Source organism: Roseibium sediminicola, from assembly GCF_023156505.1.
In the GTDB taxonomy this organism is placed as follows: Bacteria; Pseudomonadota; Alphaproteobacteria; order Rhizobiales; family Stappiaceae; genus Roseibium; species Roseibium sediminicola.
Map to the genome: position 1 here is coordinate 25,672 of NZ_JALNMJ010000025.1, position 17,032 is coordinate 42,703.

Consider the following 17,032-nt stretch of genomic DNA (forward strand, 5'->3'; position numbering starts at 1 on the left):
TAGCCCCTCCCCACAAGGGGGAGGGGGACTGGTCTGAATGTCGTCTCTGGTCTCGTGTCCTTCAGATGCGCAGGAGCTGGTAAAAGCGCTTCGTTGTGGCACGGCCTGATCCCCCTTGTGGGGAGGGGTTAGGGGTGGGGGTCACCAGCAAAGATGGCCCCGATTAAGGGCTCTCAAATCCCCTCGTATTTCTCCACCGTCTGCTCGATGGCGCCGAAAATAGAGTGGCCTTCGCCGTCCAGCATCTCGATGCGGACCGTGTCGCCGAATTTCAGGAACGGGGTCTTAGCCTCGCCGGAATTGATGGTCTCGATCATGCGGATCTCGGCAATGCAGGAATAACCGACGCCGCCTTCGGCGACCGGCTTGCCCGGGCCGCCGTCGAGTTTGTTGGAGACCGTGCCGGAACCGATGATGGTGCCGGCGCCGAGCGGGCGCGTCTTGGCCGCATGGGCGATCAGCTGTCCGAAATCGAAGGTCATGTCGACGCCGGCATTGGCGCGACCGAAGGCTTCGCCGTTCAGATCGACATGAAGCGGCAAGTGCAGCTTGCCGCCTTTCCAGGCATCGCCGAGTTCGGCCGGTGTCACCGCCACCGGGGAGAAGGCGGAAGACGGCTTGGACTGGAAGAAACCGAAGCCCTTGCCGAGTTCGGCCGGGATCAGGCCGCGCAGGGAAACGTCGTTGACCAGGAGCACCAAGCGGACGTGGTCGCGGGCCTCGTCCGCACTGACGCCCATCGGCACATCGCCGGTGACGACGGCGATCTCGCCTTCCATGTCGATGCCCCAGGCCTCGTCGCGCATCTTGATCGGATCGCGCGGGGCCAGGAACGTGTCGGATCCGCCCTGGTACATCAACGGATCGGTCCAGAAAGTCTCCGGCATCTTGGCGCCGCGCGCCTTGCGCACCAGTTCAACGTGATTGACGTAAGCCGATCCATCGGCCCACTGATAGGCCCGCGGCAGCGGCGACAGGGCATCATGCTCGTGAAAGCGGATGGTCGGCACGGCTTCATGAGAGAGGCTTTCGGCCAGGAGCTCCAGCTTCGGCGCCACCTCGTCCCAATTGTCGAGCGCGGTCTGCAGCGTCGGCGCGATGTGGCTTGCATCGGTGCAGAAGGTCAGGCGGTCGTTGACCACCACCAGTTTGCCGTCGCGCGTGCCGTCCTTGAGCGTTGCCAGTTTCATGAGGTTCTCAGCTCCTTGTGATCGCCAGGCCGTCATGGCTGACGATGGTTTCTCCCTGGAAGCCCTTGGTGGCCTCCAGCCATTCTTCTTTTTCAAAGCCCGGCAGATCCGCCGGGATCAGGTGGTGCAGCACCAGTTTCTTCACTCCTGCTGCCTGGGCAATCCTTGCGGCGTCGTGCGCCATCGTGTGGCTTGCCAGAAGATGCTCCCGCAGACGTTCGCCATTGCCGGTGATCTCCACAATCCGGTCTACCCCACGAGCCAGCATGGCCTCGTGAATCAGCAGATCGCAATCCTTGGAGAACTCGCCAAGCGGCGGGAAATAGGTGGTGTCGGCCGAGAAGGCGACCGACCAGCCCTCGACGTCGAAGCGCAAGGCAAAACAATCGACCACCGGCGGATGATCGACGCGGAGCGCAGAGACACTCACGGCATTGTCCGCGACCGGCACCTCACCTTCCTCAAGAAGATGGATCGCGACCAGATCGCGCAGATCCGGCCGGCCTTCGTCGTCGATCCTGAGATCGATGTCATAGCGCATGGAGGCCAGGAAACCGTCCCAGTAGTCCTTCAGGTCCGCCGGGCCGAAGACCTTGACCTTTGTCGACAGACCGGTGGTCCAGGCCGTATGGATCAGCGGCCCCAGTTCCAGGACGTGGTCGGAATGCATATGGGTGATGAAGATGAGATCGAGCTCCTTCAGCACCACACCGGCATTGATCAGCCCCCGGGTCACTCCGAGACCGCAATCGACCACACAGCGGCGTCCGCCGATGTCGAGGAGCGAGCTGGTCGGCGACGGGCCGCCCGGGCGGATGGCCGGACCGCCTTTCGACCCCAGGATGACCAGGCGATCGGGAAAGTCAGAAGCGCTCATTATTTGTTCCAGGTCCCCTCGGGCGTGCCGTCGAATTTCTTCTCAAGCGAATCCCAGCAGTCGATGTAGTCATCCTGCAACGGCGCGTCCTTGGCGGCAAATTCCGTCAGATGCTGCGGGAAACGGGTCTCGAACATGAACGACATGGTGTTGTCGAGCTTTTCCGGCTTGAGATCGGCGTTGGACGCCCCTTCAAAGGCAGTGTTGTCGGGCCCATGCGGCAGCATCATGTTGTGAAGGCTCATGCCGCCCGGAATGAAGCCCTGAGGTTTGGCGTCATACTGGCCGTAGATGTTGCCCATCAGCTCGGACATGATGTTCTTGTGGTACCAGGGCGGACGGAAGGTGTCTTCCATCACCATCCAGCGCTCACGGAACAGGACGAAGTCGATATTGGCCGTGCCCGGTACACCTGACGGCGCCGTCAGCACGGTGAAGATCGACGGATCCGGATGGTCGAACAGGATCGATCCGATCGGGCAATAATTTCTGAGATCGTATTTGCAGGGCGCGTAATTGCCGTGCCAGGCGACCACGTCGAGCGGCGAATGGCCGATTTTCGTTTCGTGGAACTGGCCGCACCACTTCACCGTCACCGTCGACGGCGCTTCGCGGTCCTCGAAATGAGCCACAGGAGCCTTGAAGTCACGGCGGTTGGCCATGCAGTTGGCTCCGATCGGCCCCCTGCCCGGCAGCTCGAACTTCTGACCGTAATTCTCGCAGACAAAGCCGCGTGCCGGGCCTTCGATCACCTCGACCCGGTAGACCAGGCCGCGCGGCAGGATGGCGATTTCCTTGGGTTCCAGCTCGATGACGCCGAGCTCGGTGCAGAACCGCAGCACACCTTCCTGGGGCACCACCAGAAGTTCGCTGTCGGCGGAAAAGAAGTATTCATCCTCCATCGACTTGGTCACCAGGTAGATGTGGCTGGCCATGCCGACCTGGGTATTAACGTCACCGGCGGTGGTCATGGTGCGCATGCCGGTGAGCCAGGTCAGTTCATCGCCGGAATGGGGTACCGGATCCCAGCGGTACTGGCCGAGCGAAACAACATCATCGCAGACATTCGGCGCCGATTTCCAGAGCGGCAGATCGATTTTCCGGAACCGGCTGGTATGCTTGACGGACGGCCGGATGCGGTAACACCAGGTGCGTTCGTTCTGATGGCTCGGCGCGGTGAAGGCGGTGCCGGAGAGCTGCTCGCCGTAAAGTCCATAGGCGCATTTCTGCGGGCTGTTCCTGCCCTGGGGCAGCGCCCCGGGCAGGGCTTCGGTCTCAAAATCATTGCCAAAGCCCGGCATATACTCAAGAGCGGCCGAATTCCGCCGTTCTTCGCCAAGCTTCTGACTGCTGTCCGTTCTCTGATCCATGACATCCTCCCGGTTCGGAGATGAATTTAGTTGCATATGTAACCATTTTCATTCCGAGGATCAAGCCGCATCTCAAAAATGTATCGCGGCCGGCAAAAAAGTCTTTCTGCACCGCAAAAACGGGCCGGTCCGTAAGCTTTGATTTACGCAGCTGACCTAAGGTTGAGCCAGTCTTACCCTTGGAGCACTTCATGTCTCTCAGAAATCGGATTTTCTTCGCTTCCAGCGGCGTCTTCCTGTTTGGATTCCTGACGCTTATCCTGGCCGTTACCTTCATGACCCAGTCAACGTCGCAAAAATCCGGCGAGGACCTGATCCGTAAGACCGCAGCCGCCCTTGCACTGGACGCGGGCAAGACGCTCGCCCAGGCACAGCTGGCTGCGCGCGCCGCTGCGGACGCACTGGAAGGCCTGCAGCATGCCGGCGTCACCGACCGCAACGCCTATGCCGCGGTGATGCAGCACCAGATCGGCCAGAACAAACATTTCGTCGGTGGCGGCGCGATCCTGGAGCCTGACATGGCCGGCGCGGACGCGGACAACGCGGGGGCCAATTTCTCCGACGACAAGGGCCGCTTCATTCCCTATTTCTACAATGACGGTGCCAAGGTGGCCTGGGAACCTCTGCTCTTCGGCGGCGACAGTGGCTCTGAGGAGTGGTACGACAAGCCGAAAAATCTCGGCCACGACACGGTCACCGAGCCTTACCTCTATCCGGTCAACGGCGTCGACGTTCTGATGGCGACCGCCTCCTCTCCAATCAAGGACCCGTCCGGCAAGGGCATCGGCGGCGCCACCATCGACGTTTCCCTGGAAGGTCTGCAGAAGGCGGTCAGCGCCGGCCAGACCTATGACAGCGGTTATGTCGGCCTGCTCAGCGAGGCCGGTGTCTGGGTGTCCCATCCGGACGCGAGCCTGCTCGGCCAGAAGGCCGACGCAGCAGCCATCGCCAAGATCAAGGCGCTCAAGGGCGACGCCGGTTTCGCCACCCAGGATGGCACAGCGGAAGCAATCCAGGCGTTCGAGTTGGACGGCACCGGCCAGCGCTGGTTTATCGTCGTCGCGGTCGACGAAAGCGAGCTGCTCGCCAGCGCCAATTCCACGATGCAGATGAGCCTCCTGCTCGCCGCAGGACTGCTCATCGCTGGCACCTTCCTGATGTGGTTGCTCGGTTCGACCATTGCCGGCCCAGTACAGGCCCTGACCACGCGCATGCGCAATCTCGCCGATGGCGATGTCAGTACGCCGGTCGCCTATACCGAGCGCAAGGATGAGATCGGCCAGATGGCCGGCGCCCTGGAAATCTTCGTTGCCAATGAAAACGAGCGCCGGACGCTGCAGAGCGACACAGAACAGTCCCAGCAGAGCCAGATGGAGCGCCAGCGCGCCGTCGCAGAACTGATCGAAACCTTCGAGCGTGACGTTCACGCGGTGCTCGACCAGGTCTCCGGCAATACGCATCGCATGGAACAGACAGCGGCCTCGCTCGACGCCATCGCGCGCGACACCTCGGCCAAAGTGTCTTCCGTCGCAGGCTCCTCCGAAGTCGCCCAGGGCAGCGTCCAGACGGTTGCCTCGGCCGCGGAAGAATTGTCGGCCTCGATCTCGGAAATCGGCCGCCAGATCGAACAGACCAAAACGGTTGTCACCAGCGCAACCCGCGCGGCCAATGACAGCAACGACAAGGTCGGAAGCCTCGACACCGCCGCCCAGAAGATCGGCGAAGTTGTCAGCCTGATCCAAGCGATTGCCGAACAGACCAACCTCCTGGCCCTGAATGCCACCATCGAGGCGGCCCGCGCCGGGGAAGCCGGCAAGGGCTTCGCGGTCGTGGCGGCGGAAGTCAAGGAACTGGCCACCCAGACGGCAAAGGCGACAGAGGAAATCTCCGCGCAGATCGCCGGTATCCAGTCTTCGACCCGCAATGCTGTCGGTTCGATCCAGGAAATCGCCTCGACCATGGACGAGGTCAACCAGTTCACCGCGGCAATCGCAGCGGCGATCCAGCAGCAGGGCGATGCCACCAACGAGATCAGCCACAATGTCCAGCAGGCTGCCAGCTGTACCAGCGACATGAGCTCAAGCGTCGGCGACGTCATGCAGGCGGCGGAGGAAACCAGCAGCTCCGCGGCCGATGTCCTGACGGTGTCCCAGTCGGTTTCCGAACAGGCCCAGGGCCTGCAGGCCACCATTGCCGATTTCCTGTCGAAGGTCCGGGCCGCTTAAAGACAGTCAAATCGCCCAGAAACAGAAGCCCGCGCAACCCCTTGCGCGGGCTTCCTTTTTTCCGATCTCACAGTTTGCCGGCTCAGATCCCTTCCCTGCCTTTCGTCACACGGGGCTTGATCAATCATTTGCCGTGATCTAAAAAGAACAAATAGCGAACAAATGAGGTAAGCAATGCGGCTGGCCAATCCCACCCTTGAGCAATCCCGCGCGGTTCTCGCGGCGTCGCCGTCCCTGCTGGATAGTGTCCAGACGACGGATGTGACCCCTGGCGACGTGCGCAAGATGATTCTTTATCTGCGCAAGGCGCGGGAACGGGCCATTGCCATCCGGGACCGCTCCCCGGGCGGCAGCTATCTGGAAGGTGTGCTGACCCGGACCATCGACGGCATCACGCTGGAACTGTCGCAGCTCGACTACCTCCTGGTGCAGAAACCGGTCGACGTGACAGCAGCGGGCACTGATTCCCGGCGCATGCGGCCGGCGATCTGAGGCTTGTCGCTTTGCCGGGGTGAATGGTAGAGCAGACACTCTTCTCTCGTCGAATCAGGTCAGCCCCATGAAAATCCATACCGGCAGCTGTCTTTGCGGCACCGTTGCCTTTCAGATCAACGGCGACTTCGACGCGTTCTTCCTGTGTCATTGCAGCCATTGCCGGAAGGACACAGGGTCCGCGCATGCCGCCAACCTGTTTTCGTCGACAGCCAACCTGATCTGGACCTCCGGCGCGGACCATGTCACGACCTTCACCCTGCCGGGCACACGGCACCGCAAGGCCTTCTGCAAGGACTGCGGCTCCGCGCTACCCAATCATCAGCTGGAGGGCAATTTGCTGGTTGTTCCCGCAGGCAGTCTGAACAGCCCTGTCGGGATGAAACCGGCCGGCCATATCTTTGCGGCCAGCCGTGCCGATTGGGACGACAGGCTGGAGGAGGTACAGGAATTCGAGACCTTTCCCGGCTGAGCCTCAGGCTTCCTCTTTCAGCGGACCGAAAAACCCAAGGATCGATTTCAATTTGCCCGACTGCCCGTCGACCGTGACGATGTCGAGCCCTTCAGGCAGCGCTGTACCGTCCGCCTTGACCAGATGCCAGGCGAACCGTGCCATGCCGTGATGCTCGTCGATGGCGCTGGTGCGCAGGATCTTGGCGCCGACCCGGCTGGCCAGCACACCGGCAATGTGATCGACCAGTTCCGTCCGCCCCCGCAGATCCGTCTCGGGATCGGTGTACCTGACATCGACCGAAACGGATTTGTCGAGCAGATCCCGGCGATAGGACGGATCGCGCTCCGACCAGGCGGAACAATAGATGTCGATGGTTTCTTCGAGCGTCATGGCGGCCTCCCGAATTTCTGACCTGCAAGCATGCGCGTTTTTTGAGGGAACCGCCAGAGGGCCTGGCTCAAGCTGAATTCAGGCCGCCGCTTCGTCGCCGGGGGCCGTCTGCCAGCCGAGGTCAGTCAGGGTGACGATCCGGTTGCCGCGCAGATCCGTGGCACAGACCAGAAAGCCGCGCTCTTCCATGTGGCTGAGCAGCCAGCGGGCCCGGCCGGGAGACCGCGTGCCATAGGCCGTGGCGATCTCGATGTTGCCAGGACACGGCGCTTTGGCAAGCGCCGCCTTGGCGAGCAGCAGATAGACGCCGCGCATGTCTTCCGGCAATTCGGCGGCGATCAGTTCCGCCTGGGCCCAGGCACCGTCATCCATCTCGCCCTTTTCGACACCGGCTCGGGCGACCGACAGTTTTTCCCGGAATGTTTGCAGATCCGGCGCGCCGCCGGGGAGCTTCGTGATCCGGCAGCGGACCTGGAAATCCTGATAGAGCGAGGCAATCGGCTGGAAGGCAGCCTCCTCGTCTTCCAGAATGCCGGCGATGATCTCGGCGATCTTGTCCTCGCGTTCGCCGAAATCGAGCAGGCTCTCCGCTTGGGGCACATCCTCGTTGCTCGCCCGTTCGGCGCTGCTCAGCTGGTTGAGCACCTCGCCGGTGGAAACGACCGGTTCGACAAAACGCTGGCGCACCGGCTGCACTTCGTCGGCGCCGGGCGTGAAGATCAGGTCCATGGCGTCTTCCTTGGGCTGCTCCGGCAAGGGCATCAGCTTCGGGCTGCCGCCGCGACCCATGGTTTCCACCGGTCCGATCTTGACCGGCACCGGGCGCCTGGACATGGCCGGTCCGAGCGCAATGAAATGGCCGCGGTCGAGGTTGCGGAAGCTCTCCGCCTGGCGCCGTTCCATGCCGAGAAGGTCGGCGGCTCGGGCCATGTCGATGTCCAGGAACGTGCGGCCCATCAGGAAGTTGGACGCTTCGGCGGCGACGTTCTTGGCCAACTTTGCAAGACGCTGTGTGGCGATGATACCTGCAAGGCCGCGCTTGCGACCTCGGCACATCAGGTTGGTCATGGCACCCAGGGACCGCCGGCGCGCTTCTTCGGTGACTTCGCCGGCGGCAGCCGGCGCAAACAGCTGGGCCTCGTCGACGACGACGATCATCGGATACCACTGGTCCCGGTCCGCATCGAAGAGGCCGTCAAGAAAGGTGGCCGCTGCCTTCATCTGGCGGTCGGCGTCGAGACCTTCCAGATTGAGCACGACGGAGACCCGGTGCTGGCGCACCCGGCCCGCGATCATCTGCAGATCCTTTTCGGTGCCGACGGCGTCAACGACCACATGGCCGAACTTGTCGGCGAGCGACACGAAGTCCCCCTCCGGATCGATGATCGCCTGCTGCACCCAGTTGGCTGACTGTTCCAAAAGCCGGCGCAAAAGGTGCGACTTACCCGACCCGGAATTGCCCTGAACCAGAAGCCGCGTCGCCAGCAGCTCCTCAAGATCCAGGCCGGCCCGTGCGCCACCCGTCATTTCCCCGATATCGATCTGAACCGTCATGCTTTCACTTTGCGTGCAGCTCCGGCAGCGCTGCGGATACCCCGTTTCCTGCGATTTCGTGCAGTGCGGTAGTCAGCACGATTCCGGCAGACTTGCAAAGCCGGCAAGCGCGGAAAGCGCGGTTTTCCCAGCATTCCACCGCTTGAGCCCCCTTGGTCGGGTTTCCCGCGCACAGGAGCCCGGCTCAGGATCACGCTGGATACAGGATTGGTACACTCCTGTCGCCCACAACGTTGCGTCCTATGCTAGTCTCCAAGTCAAACAAGACCCTCGAGACAGGACCGTGACGACAAGAAGACCGATAAACGCACTGCGCCGGATCCTTTATACGCGCAAGGCCGTCCTCACAACCGGTCTTTTGTTCGCGCTCTTTCTGTCACCGGCCGCCATGGCGCAAACGGTAAAGATCGCGGTTGGCGAATGGCCTCCCTATTTTTCGGAATCCGCCGAAGGCTACGGCACCTACGCGCAGGTCGTCACTCGTGCATTCGAACTTCAGGGACTGCAGGTCGAATATGGGTTCTTCCCCTGGAAAAGGGCCCTTCTGGAAACCCAGGAAGGCCGATGGCCGGTTTCGGCCGGCTGGGGCAAGACCGCTGACCGGGAACCCTATTTTCACTTCTGCGACCCGGTCCTGATCCAGCGCGAACAGTTCTTTTATTCGACGGACCGTCCGATTGACGCCGACGATTGGAAGGACTTTGAAGGATTGAGCCTTGGCGTCATCGAAGGCGCAGCGCTTGGTGAGGATCTGGACCGGCTCGTTGCGGACGGCAGTATCACCATTTATCTTCAGAGCACGCTGGAAGACCTCATTCAAATGCTCGCGGTCGGACGTGTCGATCTCGTCATGGGCAACGAAGATGTCGCCAGTGACGCAATCTCATCCGCGGTACCGCCCCGCGACGCCGGAAAGTTCCTCGCTCTTGAGGCCATCGCTGTCGAATGGGATTACCGTGTCATTGTCTCCAAGATGTCGGAAGACGGGGCCTTGCTCTGCGATCGCTTCAACAAGGGTCTCAAGGCCTTGCAGGACAGCGGCGAGTATAACCGGTTGCTATGGCCAGACCGGAGCACTGACGACGAGGCACACAGTCCGTCCTGAGACAGTTTCACAGAAGAGACCTTGCGCATCGGGACCGGTGACCGGATCGGATTCTCTGCCCAAATGCCGTTCGCCCCCCCTGCACTGGATCTCCCCCTTCCCTCCAGCGAAGATCGGCACCATGTGTTTGAGAACGAGCCACAGGAAGAGAACCATGAAAATCCACGCCGATTTGACAGAACGGGCCGTCGTCGACAGTGCGACGCTCGATTGGGTACCCTCGCCGATGGCCGGTGTCGAGCGCCGCATGCTGGAGCGGGACGGCGCGGAGGTCGCCCGGGCCACGTCGCTGGTCCGATATGCCCCCGGCTCTGCCTTTTCCGCGCACAAGCATGACATGGGCGAGGAATTCCTGGTGCTGGACGGTGTCTTTTCCGATGAAAGCGGCGACTTTCCGAAAGGTATGTATGTCCGCAATCCGCCCGGCTCCAGCCATGTCCCCTCGAGCGATCCGGGCGCCGTGATCCTGGTCAAGCTGCGCCAGATGCAGCCGGATGACGCCGCCTATGTGCGGGTGAATACGCTTGACCCGGCCGGCTGGCAGGTGGGACGGGCGGGCGAAAGCATCCTGCCCCTACACATCCGGCCGGACGAGGAAGTCGTCATGCTCGACTGGGAACGCGGGGCGCGCTTCGACGCCCAGGATTTTCCGGGTGGCGCGGAATACTTTGTTATCGAAGGCAGTTTCGAGGATCAGGACGGCCGCTACGACCAGGGAACCTGGCTGCGCCTGCCAGCGGACAGCCGGCAGACCATCCGCACATCACAGGGCGCGCGGGTCTGGCGCAAGACCGGTCATCTGGAAACTTGAGCCGAAATGGGGCCACTTGCCACCGCCTTGTCCAGCACGGATCGGGCGATCAGCTTGTGAAACGGCAGGATCAGCGCCAAATAAGCGTGGCCCGCCAGATTGTGCCGCTTGCAGCAGGTCGATGCAAAAACCCTTGGCGCCGCTCCACCGGTGCGCAACAGGGACAATCTGAAATCCTGATGCCAGTCGTCTTCGCCGAGGACGATCTCGTCGTCAGCGACCGAATAGATCTTGAAAAAGCCGATCCGGTCGCCCGGTGCCCGCTGCTCCATTGGCAACCGGCTTTGTTGAAGCGCCAGCTTGTCGGTGGTTTTCATCCCGATCAGCCCGGTCAGCCGGTCACGGACTGCCAGCAGCGCCTTCATCCAGTTGATGTCGGCGTTGAGGACATGGTCGGCCAGGACGCGCATGTCCGCCGCCTGCAGATCCGGGCGCCCTTTCAGGGACACGGAATAGCAGTCCAGAAAATCGCGCGGTGCCCGATAGGCGTTCAAAAGGCTTTCGGAAGGAAGCGTGTCGGCCTGGCTCATTGTCTGCTCCAAAGACGTGAAATCGGAAGCAAGACTACCGCCGATTGTCGTCCCGCGCGCTCACGCGGATTGCCGCAGCAAAAAAGGCTCGAAGCGCCGTTTATGCTTTTTTTGCCAACCCGTTCGTTCCCATGTCATCCCGGCCAAGCGAAGCGCGAGCCGGGACCGGGGAGCTCGAAGTCTTTGACCTTTTGTCCTTTTCCCACCGACAGATCCAGGCTCTCCGATCCCGGGTCTACACTTCGCTGCGCCCGGGATGACGAAATCGGGGCATTCTACCTTTGCCGAACCAAAGCCAAACGTCAGCCCCAGGCCCCGGAAAAAGCGATATCGTCAATTGCCATGCGGCTGCTCGGGGTTTCGCGGATCTGAAGACTTTCCGGCAGTTCGGCGACATCCCCGCGCTTGCCGATGATCAGCGCGATCTGCGGCTGGTAGCGTTCCGGCACTCCAAGCTTGTCGTGGATCTCGTCCTTCAGGATGCCGGCAACGCCGTGGGCGTGATAGCCGAGCGTTGAGGCCTGCAGCGCCGCATGGGTCCAGGCCGAGCCGGCGTCAAAGGCGTGATAGCCGTTCGGCCGGCCGGGATTGCCGTCCTCACCATCCACTTCTGTATCCGAAAAGAGATAAACCAGCGCCGAGGCATGCTGGCCCCAGTCGCGGTTGAACGGGTTGAGCAGGTCGACCAGAACCTGCCAGTTGCCGTCTCCCCGCCGGGCATAGACAAAACGCCAGGGCTGAATGTTGAACGCGGAGGGTGCCCAGCGGGCGGCTTCCAGAATGGTCTTCAGATCCGCTTCCGGCATTTCTGAGCGGTCGAAGGCACGGGGCGACCAGCGGTTGACAAACAGGTCGTCGACGGGATGGGCAGGCGTACGGGCAGTCATTGCAATCTCTCCAAACAGGTCCCGGGCTGTTGTCCGCCCGGCCGAGCTGGAGATAGGATAGCTTTATCTTTATATCAAGATACTTTTTATCAAGACATCATCCCGCCGGAGCCGCGCGGCCCGGTTCCTGCGGTTTTGCGCCGATGGCCGGGGCCACAAGGATGGCCGTCAGTACAAGCAGGGCCGACAGGATTTCGCGGATTCCCAGGGCCTCGCCGAAGCCCCACCAGCCGACCAGGAACATAGTTGGCAGTTCAAAACTGCCCGCGGCAGCGGTGCGCACCGGGCCGACCCTCTGGCAGGCGAAGGTGAATATCAGTTGCGGAATCAAGGCCGTCAGCAGGCCCATCACCAGCACCAGCCCCCAAGCCCCGGCGGACGCGGGCAGCACCGAGCCCTGTCCTTCCTGAAGAGCCAGCGGCAGAAGGCCAATGATCGATCCGGTGAGGCCTGAGGCCGTGCGTTCCAGGGAATTGAGCTGCCCGGCGAGGCCGCTGAGCACAACCACCAGAAAACCGAAGGCGACCGGCGCCGGGATCGCCCAGACAAGCGCCTTGAACACTTCTGGCGACAACATCGCGGGATCCAGCAGCATGCCGGCCGCGGCAATGACGAGCCCCGCCGCCGCAAAGGACCGCCAGCTGAGTGCCTGCCGCAACAGAACCCAGGCAAACAGGGCCGCGAACACCGGATAGGACATATAGACGACACCGGCCGCCGCCACAGGCGCGGAGCCGAGCGCTTCCAGATAGCCGATCAGGCTGAGGCTGAAAACGCAGCCCGCTCCCATGAGCAGCAGCGCACCACCCCATTTTTCCCGCTGCAGCGGCAGGAACGGCAGCAGGAACAGCGCCGAAAAGCCATAGCGATAGAGCGCGATCGTCGCAGGCCCGGTGCCCAGGCCCTGAAGCTCGCGCACGAACAGCGGCATCAGGCCGAAGCAGACTGCGGAAGCGGCAATGACAAGCGTTGCGCTTGTGGTGTTGAGGTGAGGTTCGGGGAGCGTTTTGATCATCATGATCTGTCGATACAGTCAGCAAAAACAAAAATGAAATTCCTAGTTTTCATTTGCGACATGAAATGATTTCATAAAGGTATGATTCCGCGCCTTGCCATGCATCACCTGACGCTGCTCTCCGCGCTTGGAGAAACCGGTAGCATGACCGCCTCCGCCGCCCGTCTCGGCGTCACCCAGTCAGCGGCCTCGCACCGGCTGCGGGAAGCCGAGCGCCGGCTTGGCGTGCCCCTCGCGCGCCGCGCGGATGCCGGTATCGAGCTGACGGCGGAGGGCGAACGACTGCGCCACCTGGGCGAGAGTTTTCTGGCCGAGCTGTTCCGGCTTGAACAGGACCTGGAAGCTTCCGCCCGCGATGCCCGCGTCCTGGTCCGGCTCGGACAGGCAACCTATAGCCGCTATCACTGGTTTCCAGCGTTTCTGGACTATGTCGAGGAGGCCGACCCAGGCCTTTCCATCGATCTTGCCGGGCGCGCCACCGCCCATCCGCTGGCCTCGCTGCTGGACGGCTCGGTGGATGTCTCCCTGGTGTTCGGCCGCGAGCCGGCCCTTTCCCAATTCCGCTCGATCAAGCTCGGTTCCGACCCGATTGTCGCGGTTCTGTCCAAAACCCACCCGCTGGCGGCCGAACCCGTGGTCAACAGCGAGAACATGGGCGACGAGCGTTTCTTCGTTTATCCGTTGACGTCCGAGCCGGGGTTTGACTGGACCACGCTGCTCGGCGCGCCGACCAAGCCGTTCCGGCGCCTCAACCCCATGCCGACACCCGAGGCTGTGATCGACCTTGTCCGGGCGAGCTTCGGTGTCGCGATCTTCAGCAAATGGGCCATCGAACCGGAGCTGGCCGACGGCACGCTGGTTTCCCGGCCGATTGCCGAGGGCGGCGTGTCGCTCGACTGGTGGTGCGTCCGGCGCGCTTCCGATCCAGCCGACAGTCCGTCGGCCCGCCTTGCCAGTGTTCTCGCCTGCTGGAGCCGCGATACGGACCGCGCCCTGTCGACGCTGGCTTTTGGGAGCGGATCGTAGAGCTCTTAACTCCTGAAATCCCTCTGGCCGGTCACTCGCAAACTGGCCTAAGCTGCCACCGGAGATATGTGGTTGGGCGAGGGAAAGACTGATGGCGGGACTGTCCGAGAAGGGCCGCAAGCGTGGGCTGGTGCTGGCCATGGGAGGTCTTGGCGGCCTGGTCATGCTCGACGAGACCATTCTCGGCGTTTCCCTGCCCGCCATCCGCTCCGAAATGGGACTGTCGCCGACCACCACCCACTGGATCATCAACTCCTACATGCTGACCTTCACCTGTTTTGCCGCCATCGGTGGCAAGGCGATCGATCTGTTTGGGCTTCGGCCTGCGCTCATTGTCACCAGCGTGGTTTTTGCGGTCGCCAGCCTGCTCGCTGGTTTTGCCGATGGCGCCACCATGCTGATCTCCATGCGGGTGGTGCAGGGCCTGTGCGCGGCGATCATGTTTCCGATGACACTGGCAGCGGCAACGCTGACCTTCGATGAGACCGAACGCGGCCGTGCCATCGGTACCCTGGCGGGCATGGCGACGATCTTTCTCGCGGCCGGCCCTTTCCTGGGCGGGGTGTTGACGGATTACCTGTCCTGGCGCTGGGTTTTCTGGATCAACATTCCGATCGTCGTCGCGGGCACCGCCCTTGCCTGCTTTCTGTGGCGCAACCCGGAAGTTCCGCGGCCCCGGCCCGTCGTCGACCGGATTGGACTGGTGCTGCTTCTGATCGGTATGACAGGGCTCATCTTCGGCCTGATGGAAGGCCCCGATTTCGGCTGGGTGACACCGGCCATTCTCGTCAGCCTCGTGGCAGGTGTCATCGGCCTTGCCGTCTTCATCGCCTATGAGGCCCGGCAAGCCAAGCCGCTCATCGATGTCCGGCTGTTCCGCCTGAAGGCCTTTCACGCCAGCGCCACGGTCATTCTGCTCACCCAGATGAGCAAGATCGTGGTGGCGATCTTCGTGCCCCATTTCCTGCAGCTGGAGATGAAATATTCCGCGCTGGCCGCGGGTCTTGCCACGGTCGTTGCGGTGTTGCCGTTTCCGTTCCTGTCGGCGCCCGCCGGCAAATTCGCCGACAGGCACGGCTCCCGCCGGCCCGTCCTGCTCTCGCTTGCCCTTCTGGCCGTCGCCAATGCGGCAATCGGCGGACTGATGTTTATGGAAAACTATATGGTTCTCGCGCCCGCGCTGCTGGTCTGGGGCATCGCCCTGCCCTTCGCAATGATCCCGACCGGACGCCTCACGGCGAATTCGGTGCCCAAGGACAAACAGGGCGAGGTCAGCGGCCTGGTGATCACCGCCCGTCTGGTCGGCGGCACGCTCGGCGTCACCATGGGCAGCGTGCTCTTGGCTATGAGCGCCGGTTTCAGCTCCATTTTCTGGGTCATGAGCGCGCTTTTGATGCTGTGCTGGGCCTATGGCGCCACAGCCTTCGTGAAAGACTCAGTTGCGGCGAGATAGCCGCGATTTTCAGGCGAAGTCGCCTTGATACTGCTCCCGCAGCACATTTTTCTGGATCTTGCCCATGGTGTTTCGCGGCAGGGTCTCCAGCACGTGGACCTTCTTCGGCTGCTTGAACCTGGCGAGCCGGTCACCGAGCGCGGTCTGGACGGTTTCCTGATCCAGCACGGCGCCGTTTTTCGGCGCCAGAACCGCAATGACCGCCTCGCCGAAGTCGGGATGCGGCACGCCAATCACCGCGCTTTCGGCAACACCGGGCAATTCATCCAGCAACGCCTCGACCTCGGCCGGGTAAACGTTGAAGCCGCCGGAAATGATCAGATCCTTGGAACGGCCGACAATGGCGACATAACCGTCCTCGTCGATCCGGCCCATGTCACCGGTAATGAAGTAGCCGTCCGCACGGAATTCCTGCGCGGTTTTCTCCGGCATGCGCCAATAGCCCTGAAACACGTTCGGCCCCTTGATCTCGATGATGCCGACCTCGCCCTTCGCAACTTCCCGTCCGGTTTTGGGATCGACGATCCGCAGGCCCACACTCGGCAAAGGAAAGCCGACCGTGCCCGGGCGCCGCTCGCCGTCATAGGGGTTGGAGGTGTTCATGTTGGTTTCGGTCATGCCGTAGCGTTCCAGGATGGCGTGACCGGTGCGCTCCGAAAATTCCCTATGCACTTCGGCGGAAAGCGGCGCGGAGCCTGAAATGAACAGGCGCATGTGGCTGGCAATATCCCTGGTGAACCGCTCGGACCCGAGCAGACGCGTATAGAAGGTCGGCACGCCCATCATGGCGGTTGCTCTTGGCAGAACCGCCAGCACCTGATCGAGGTCGAATTTCGGCAGGAACAGCATGGAGCCGCCCGCCATCATCAGGCAGTTGGTGGCGACGAACAGACCATGGGTGTGGAAGATCGGCAGGGCGTGCAGAAGCACATCGTCTTGCGTGAACCGCCAGTATTTGACCATGGTCGCGGAATTCGACGCCAGATTGTCATGGCTCAGCATCGCGCCCTTGGAGCGGCCCGTCGTTCCGGAGGTATAAAGAATCGCGGCCAGATCGTCGTCTTCCCTCGGCCGGGTCTCGTAATCTGTCGGCATCGCATCGGCCAGTTGCCGCAGACTGCCCTCGCCGTTTGCGTCAAGGGTCTGCAGCTTTGCACCCGCCTTCTGCGCGGTTCCGGCAAGCGCGTCGGCCCTGGACGGGTCACAGACAAAGACCGCTGGCTCAGCATCGCCGACGAAATAGGCGATCTCGGTGGGCGTATAGGCCGTGTTGAGCGGCAGGAAGACGCCTCCGGCGCGAATCGTGCCCAGATAGACCATCAGCGCGTCGGCTGTTTTCTCGACCTGAACAGCGACCCGGTCGCCCGGTTTGACTCCGAGCTTCTGCAGGGCGCCGGCATATTGCGCCGAGCGGGCCAGCATGTCCCGGTAGGTGAGTTTTGTGCCGTCCGCCAGTTCCAGAAACACCTTGTCCCGGTCGGGGATAAAGGCAGTCAGGGCGTCGAAGAGATGATTGCTCATGGTAGGATTTCCGGACAGGCGGGCAAAACGATGCTCAATTTTAAAGCAAGTCTCCGTAATTTGGGCAAGTCCGGATCCGCTTTTCGCCTGCCATTACGGTTTCATAAACGTTTGTCTTCATGCTGTTGTCTG

Annotated in this window: 16 protein-coding genes; 7 read left to right on the forward strand and 9 right to left on the reverse strand. The window is 62.1% G+C overall.

Annotation, left to right across the window (positions count from 1 at the left end; translation table 11 throughout):
* Positions 1-173: 173 nt before the first annotated feature.
* The 3 genes from M0H32_RS24850 to hmgA are packed head-to-tail and all read right to left on the reverse strand — an operon-like array spanning position 174 to position 3,437.
* The gene (locus M0H32_RS24850; RefSeq protein ID WP_248158832.1) at positions 174-1,190 is read right to left on the reverse strand and encodes a fumarylacetoacetate hydrolase family protein; all 1,017 of its coding nucleotides are present in this window, start codon (positions 1,188-1,190) and stop codon (positions 174-176) included.
* A gap of 7 nt (positions 1,191-1,197) precedes the next feature.
* Positions 1,198-2,067, reverse strand: coding sequence for an MBL fold metallo-hydrolase (locus M0H32_RS24855; RefSeq protein WP_248158834.1), 870 nt, complete (start codon positions 2,065-2,067; stop codon positions 1,198-1,200).
* Positions 2,067-3,437: a homogentisate 1,2-dioxygenase gene (gene hmgA / locus M0H32_RS24860; protein ID WP_248158836.1), complete on the reverse strand. Its 1,371-nt coding sequence runs from the start codon at positions 3,435-3,437 to the stop codon at positions 2,067-2,069. Before hmgA ends, M0H32_RS24855 begins: the two co-directional genes overlap by 1 nt.
* Positions 3,438-3,628: 191 nt before the next feature.
* Between hmgA and M0H32_RS24865 the strand changes: the two genes are divergently transcribed.
* The 3 genes from M0H32_RS24865 (at position 3,629) to M0H32_RS24875 (ending at position 6,626) form a co-directional block, all read left to right on the forward strand.
* Positions 3,629-5,662, forward strand: a complete 2,034-nt coding sequence (locus M0H32_RS24865; protein WP_248158838.1) for a methyl-accepting chemotaxis protein — start codon at positions 3,629-3,631, stop codon at positions 5,660-5,662.
* A gap of 174 nt (positions 5,663-5,836) precedes the next feature.
* On the forward strand, positions 5,837-6,154 hold the full coding sequence (locus M0H32_RS24870; protein WP_248158840.1) for a hypothetical protein: 318 nt from the start codon (positions 5,837-5,839) through the stop codon (positions 6,152-6,154).
* Positions 6,155-6,221: 67 nt separating this feature from the next.
* Positions 6,222-6,626 (forward strand): GFA family protein, encoded by a 405-nt coding sequence (locus tag M0H32_RS24875; RefSeq protein WP_248158842.1) that lies wholly within the window; start codon positions 6,222-6,224, stop codon positions 6,624-6,626.
* A 3-nt stretch (positions 6,627-6,629) separates the two neighbouring features.
* Here M0H32_RS24875 and M0H32_RS24880 read toward each other — a convergent pair whose 3' ends face one another.
* Positions 6,630-6,998, reverse strand: coding sequence for a hypothetical protein (locus M0H32_RS24880; RefSeq protein WP_248158851.1), 369 nt, complete (start codon positions 6,996-6,998; stop codon positions 6,630-6,632).
* Positions 6,999-7,076: 78 nt separating this feature from the next.
* Positions 7,077-8,552: a helicase HerA domain-containing protein gene (locus M0H32_RS24885; RefSeq protein ID WP_248158852.1), complete on the reverse strand. Its 1,476-nt coding sequence runs from the start codon at positions 8,550-8,552 to the stop codon at positions 7,077-7,079.
* Between the two features lie 283 nt (positions 8,553-8,835).
* Between M0H32_RS24885 and M0H32_RS24890 the strand changes: the two genes are divergently transcribed.
* Both M0H32_RS24890 and M0H32_RS24895 read left to right on the forward strand, forming a co-directional pair.
* Positions 8,836-9,657, forward strand: a complete 822-nt coding sequence (locus M0H32_RS24890; protein ID WP_248158853.1) for a substrate-binding periplasmic protein — start codon at positions 8,836-8,838, stop codon at positions 9,655-9,657.
* A gap of 154 nt (positions 9,658-9,811) precedes the next feature.
* Positions 9,812-10,468 (forward strand): cupin domain-containing protein, encoded by a 657-nt coding sequence (locus M0H32_RS24895; RefSeq protein WP_248158854.1) that lies wholly within the window; start codon positions 9,812-9,814, stop codon positions 10,466-10,468.
* Here M0H32_RS24895 and M0H32_RS24900 read toward each other — a convergent pair.
* From M0H32_RS24900 to M0H32_RS24910, 3 genes are all read right to left on the reverse strand, one after another.
* Positions 10,453-10,998: a DUF2867 domain-containing protein gene (locus tag M0H32_RS24900; protein WP_248158864.1), complete on the reverse strand. Its 546-nt coding sequence runs from the start codon at positions 10,996-10,998 to the stop codon at positions 10,453-10,455. The genes M0H32_RS24895 and M0H32_RS24900 overlap by 16 nt on opposite strands.
* Positions 10,999-11,300: 302 nt before the next feature.
* Complete coding sequence (locus M0H32_RS24905; protein WP_248158867.1) at positions 11,301-11,885, reverse strand: nitroreductase family protein; 585 nt, start codon at positions 11,883-11,885, stop codon at positions 11,301-11,303.
* Between the two features lie 97 nt (positions 11,886-11,982).
* Positions 11,983-12,903 (reverse strand): DMT family transporter, encoded by a 921-nt coding sequence (locus tag M0H32_RS24910; RefSeq protein ID WP_248158868.1) that lies wholly within the window; start codon positions 12,901-12,903, stop codon positions 11,983-11,985.
* Positions 12,904-12,981: 78 nt separating this feature from the next.
* Between M0H32_RS24910 and M0H32_RS24915 the strand changes: the two genes are divergently transcribed.
* Positions 12,982-13,926: a LysR family transcriptional regulator gene (locus M0H32_RS24915; RefSeq protein ID WP_248158869.1), complete on the forward strand. Its 945-nt coding sequence runs from the start codon at positions 12,982-12,984 to the stop codon at positions 13,924-13,926.
* Between the two features lie 91 nt (positions 13,927-14,017).
* Entirely contained in the window at positions 14,018-15,379 is a 1,362-nt protein-coding gene (locus M0H32_RS24920; protein ID WP_248158878.1) for a DHA2 family efflux MFS transporter permease subunit, read from the forward strand.
* A 9-nt stretch (positions 15,380-15,388) separates the two neighbouring features.
* On the opposite strand, the gene M0H32_RS24925 is transcribed toward M0H32_RS24920, so the two are convergent.
* Positions 15,389-16,900, reverse strand: coding sequence for a malonate--CoA ligase (locus tag M0H32_RS24925; protein ID WP_248158882.1), 1,512 nt, complete (start codon positions 16,898-16,900; stop codon positions 15,389-15,391).
* Positions 16,901-17,032: the final 132 nt, after the last annotated feature.

Coding starts and splice junctions, on each gene's coding strand:
- M0H32_RS24850 (WP_248158832.1), bottom strand. CDS start 1,190: ATGAAACTGGCAACGCTCAAGGACGGCACGCGCGACGGCAAACTGGTG.
- M0H32_RS24855 (WP_248158834.1), bottom strand. CDS start 2,067: ATGAGCGCTTCTGACTTTCCCGATCGCCTGGTCATCCTGGGGTCGAAA.
- hmgA (WP_248158836.1), bottom strand. CDS start 3,437: ATGGATCAGAGAACGGACAGCAGTCAGAAGCTTGGCGAAGAACGGCGG.
- M0H32_RS24865 (WP_248158838.1), top strand. CDS start 3,629: ATGTCTCTCAGAAATCGGATTTTCTTCGCTTCCAGCGGCGTCTTCCTG.
- M0H32_RS24870 (WP_248158840.1), top strand. CDS start 5,837: ATGCGGCTGGCCAATCCCACCCTTGAGCAATCCCGCGCGGTTCTCGCG.
- M0H32_RS24875 (WP_248158842.1), top strand. CDS start 6,222: ATGAAAATCCATACCGGCAGCTGTCTTTGCGGCACCGTTGCCTTTCAG.
- M0H32_RS24880 (WP_248158851.1), bottom strand. CDS start 6,998: ATGACGCTCGAAGAAACCATCGACATCTATTGTTCCGCCTGGTCGGAG.
- M0H32_RS24885 (WP_248158852.1), bottom strand. CDS start 8,552: ATGACGGTTCAGATCGATATCGGGGAAATGACGGGTGGCGCACGGGCC.
- M0H32_RS24895 (WP_248158854.1), top strand. CDS start 9,812: ATGAAAATCCACGCCGATTTGACAGAACGGGCCGTCGTCGACAGTGCG.
- M0H32_RS24900 (WP_248158864.1), bottom strand. CDS start 10,998: ATGAGCCAGGCCGACACGCTTCCTTCCGAAAGCCTTTTGAACGCCTAT.
- M0H32_RS24905 (WP_248158867.1), bottom strand. CDS start 11,885: ATGACTGCCCGTACGCCTGCCCATCCCGTCGACGACCTGTTTGTCAAC.
- M0H32_RS24910 (WP_248158868.1), bottom strand. CDS start 12,903: ATGATGATCAAAACGCTCCCCGAACCTCACCTCAACACCACAAGCGCA.
- M0H32_RS24915 (WP_248158869.1), top strand. CDS start 12,982: ATGATTCCGCGCCTTGCCATGCATCACCTGACGCTGCTCTCCGCGCTT.
- M0H32_RS24920 (WP_248158878.1), top strand. CDS start 14,018: ATGGCGGGACTGTCCGAGAAGGGCCGCAAGCGTGGGCTGGTGCTGGCC.
- M0H32_RS24925 (WP_248158882.1), bottom strand. CDS start 16,900: ATGAGCAATCATCTCTTCGACGCCCTGACTGCCTTTATCCCCGACCGG.